2 protein-coding genes are annotated in these 3,789 nt (G+C 41.4%); one reads left to right on the forward strand and one right to left on the reverse strand.

Annotated features, from left to right (window positions below; translation table 11 throughout):
* Positions 1 to 539 precede the first annotated feature (539 nt).
* Complete coding sequence (locus CDG76_RS35595; protein ID WP_094353516.1) at positions 540 to 1,208, forward strand: cadmium resistance transporter; 669 nt, start codon at positions 540 to 542, stop codon at positions 1,206 to 1,208.
* A 3-nt stretch (positions 1,209 to 1,211) separates the two neighbouring features.
* Here CDG76_RS35595 and CDG76_RS35600 read toward each other — a convergent pair whose 3' ends face one another.
* Positions 1,212 to 3,449 carry an FUSC family protein gene (locus tag CDG76_RS35600; protein ID WP_094353517.1) on the reverse strand — a complete coding sequence of 746 codons (2,238 nt, stop codon included), beginning with the start codon at positions 3,447 to 3,449 and terminating at the stop codon, positions 1,212 to 1,214.
* Between the last annotated feature and the right edge of the window lie 340 nt (positions 3,450 to 3,789).

Raw genomic sequence — 3,789 nt, forward strand, 5'->3', positions numbered from 1 at the left:
AGTGTGGGGAGTGTGGGGAGTGTGGGGGGTAAGACTTCTTCCCCATCCTCCCACACCTCCCACACCCCTTGGATTTCTCACAAGTGAGAAATCCAGGTGTACAAATTGATCGTGGTATGCATTTCCAAAAATAGGTTTTTTCAGGCTTTTTTTCATCATTTTTTGATGATAAATACACCCACACTGTAGGGGCAATTTATTAATTGCTCCTACAGTATAGTTTTTGAAATCACACTTATTTGGTATTTATTGTCAATGCGTAATTCCTATTATATATTATTAGGACTTACGCAAATATTTTATATGTATAGGTTGAGGCATTTAAGAGAAGCGTAGCATAATCCAGCATCGCCACTATGAGTAGTTTTGCTACGTAATTATTGTATTATAACTAAGTTGAATAAATAAGAAGTCGAGTCACGCCCGATGCGCGAAACTCGCGTTCTTAGATTAATATTTCTCGATATTGTAAGGCTGATTACAAAGTTGAGCGATCGCTAGTTTCGTTCATCAGATTAGGTGTTGAGTGAGGAATGGTGATGGATTGGTTAATTGCAACAATTAAGATTGGGCTAGCTACGGCTGTGGCAACAACATTTGACGACAATATTTATCTAACTGCCTTCTTCAGTGAGGTTAATCGGACTTTTCGTCCTCAGCATGTTGTGGTTGGCGAAATTATCGGGTTTACAGCATTAGTGATAGTAAGTTTCATTGGTTTCTTACTGGGTCTAGCAATTCCGTCAACTTGGACAGGTCTACTGGGAATTCTGCCGATACTCATTGGCTTGAACAATTTGTTCAACCTGAATAAGGATGATTCAGCCGAAGATAAGTCAGCTAATCTGAAAAGAAACTCTAAATTTAAAGGATTTGATTCCAGAAAGCGATCGCTCTGGGACGTAATTCGCGATCCCCAGACCTATCGCGTCTCTGCGGTAACAATTTCTAATGGCGGCAACAATCTTGGGATCTATATACCCCTGTTTGCCAGCAGCAGCATTCAAAATCTAGCCGTGATCGTACCAGTTTGCTATTTCATTGTTTGCTGCTGGCTATTTATGTCCTATACTTTGACTCATCAACCTGGTATCGCCTTGGTACTCAGCCGTTATGCTGGCAAGATTTTCCCCTTCGTGCTGATGTGGCTAGGTTTTAGAATTTTGATGGACAGCGAATCCTATCGTCTTTTTCTACCGAACACTTGAAATTTAATTAGCCAATGTTAGCCGTACCATTGCTGAGTGCATAGCAGTCAACCGTCGCACAATCTGGTCAATCTCCAAATCTAATATGCTGTAATCAATGACTGCCTGACGAATCGGTGTATGTCCTTGATTGACGGCTAACTCTTCTATCCTGGCTGTACGCAGTGCTTGCAGGTGCGGCTGGATTTTTTGCAGTGTTTCTTCCAAATCAGGTAAGGGCGGTGGGGGAATTTCCTGCTGTGCCGAATCAGCTAACTGCTCTAACCCTAGCGAAATTTGGCGGACAAAGGTTTCTAATTCCGGGAGTGGTACTGTTCCTCGGAAATGTTCGAGATGTACTGCCAAAACTGTCACGGCGTTAGTAAAACGTCCCATATAGAGCATTAGCGTCATTACTGGTTCTACTAATTCTTGGTGCATTTGGGGTTCGCGCAGCAATCCTTGGAAGGAGGCTTGGGCATTACCAATTGCCAGCCCAGTTTGTCGCCGTTGACTGATAATAGTAGAGTCCCGCTCCTTTGTACCTTGGTAAACAGCCATCACATCCTGAAAGTATTTGTGACATTCTCGCAGCGCTGTGGCGAGTTGACTGGGTAAACGATCGCGTTCCCAGTTTGGCCATAAAAAGTAATGACTCGCAAAAGCCAGTCCCGCCCCAATTAATGTATTCAACACCCGAAAGCCAGCAAGTTGCCAACTAATAGGATGACCAATATCGATAATCAGTAAGACAAATATTGAGAAGAAAATCACTGAATACCCATAGTTGAAACCGATTAGGGAAACACCAAAAAATACTGTTAGCAGAATGATGATGTCTAATACAGGCTTACTCGTGATGGTTGCAAGTAAGATAGCAGCTAAGACAGCTCCCAAAATTGTCCCGCCAACTCGCTGGAAAAACCGTTTGAAAGTTGCACCCAAGTTTGGTTTCAGGACTAATATAATTGTCAGTGTTACCCAATAGCCCATTGGTAAATTTGTAACGCTGTATAATATCACGCCTACAGTTAGACTCACACCAATGCGGAGAGCATGGCGAAAGATTGCTGAGTCTAAAGTGAGGTTTTCTTTGAGTAAACTTAAGAGCGATCGCTGTTCTTCTTCAAATAAAAGAAGTCTATCTACATCTCGTTGACTCATTTTGCTGCGATCTGCCAGAGATTTAGCTGTCTGAGCCGTGTATTGCAATTGCTCAATCAGCTTTTTGAGCGTCAGCACCAGGTTAGTGAAAGCAACGAGGGTTGTGTAGTCGGTTTCACTCCCAGCAATTGCTTTTCTTTGCAGACTTTCTTGTTCTTTCAGTGCTTCATAGATGCGCTTGAGATTTCCCAAGTCGATGCTAGCAGGCTTGCGAGATATGACTTTCGCTATAGCTTGAAGAATGACTGATATTTCTGCGAGTGCATCGTCTACTAATTGCTGGACTGTATGATATTGCTGTTGTTGGAAGTGAGTTTCTAGTAATTCTGTTAAGGCAACAACTAAACCAAGCAAGCGATCGCCATCCTGAATTAGCAGCAAAAATGGCTCATTTATCCAACTCCGAGACGACTGTCCAATCCGTAATGTACCTAAAGCAGTGCGTGCTGTTTCTAATGCTTTTCTAATTTCGAGAATATTTTCAGTTGTTGCTACTTTACCTACAAATGCCTGAATGTAGTTGGCGATACCTCCGGTGAGCTTCGCTAACGCACTGAAACAGTCAGCCAAAGCTAGCCGTATTGGATCGTAAGGTCTAAAAGGCCACATTACTAAGGAAAGTAGCATCGCCCATCCACCTGCAATTAGGCATAGCAGCGATCGCATGAGTGCAACTTCCAAATTTCCTGGTTGTGCGATCGTGGTAATAAATGATATCCCTACCACCAGACCGACATTGGCACCAGCATTACCGTACAGTGACGCAAAACCGGAAGCAAGTCCCCAGAGTAATGTCAGCACCACAGCTAGTACCGGAACTTGAGCGACTAGAGTACCCACAAATACTGAAACAGCTATTCCCAAAGTAGCCTGTGCCATCGCCTTAGCTTTGATTTGGTAAGGGCCACCAACATTCGCTAAGTTGACAAAGTGAGCCATTAAACCAACCAATAGTCCGCTTTCTCTTTGGTTAATGAGTTGCCCAATTAGCATGGGAACTCCCAACGCGAAAGCAGCTCGTAAGCCGTTGGATATTGCTGGTTTTCCTGGCTCTGATTGGATCAGAAATTTGAGGAAATTACTTTGATTTAACTGCATTTTTTTGTTAACAAAACAAAATTTTTCTCGGAATTATCTTAATATTTTGATATATTCAAATTTATTCTAATTGATGGTGGGCAATTAAGAGCTTTTACAAAAAGTGAATCTTCAGATACATATTTGTCACTTTATAATTCATTTTTAATTATTCGTTAACAGATATGAGTTTTATCGTGAATAACGGCATGATTGCTGTGATTGTCTGATCAAAAGCATTATTATGCTGCAAATATCTGTAATTAAAAATTGACTCTTATCAAGACATATAAATAACTTTAGTTGCTGATTGTAAAAATGTAAATAAATATTTACAATAAAATAAAAAAAGGTTTTACCC

This window comes from Nostoc sp. 'Peltigera membranacea cyanobiont' 210A (genome assembly GCF_002246015.1).
Taxonomy (GTDB): domain Bacteria; phylum Cyanobacteriota; class Cyanobacteriia; order Cyanobacteriales; family Nostocaceae; genus Nostoc.

Coding starts and splice junctions, on each gene's coding strand:
- CDG76_RS35595 (WP_094353516.1), top strand. CDS start 540: ATGGATTGGTTAATTGCAACAATTAAGATTGGGCTAGCTACGGCTGTG.
- CDG76_RS35600 (WP_094353517.1), bottom strand. CDS start 3,449: ATGCAGTTAAATCAAAGTAATTTCCTCAAATTTCTGATCCAATCAGAG.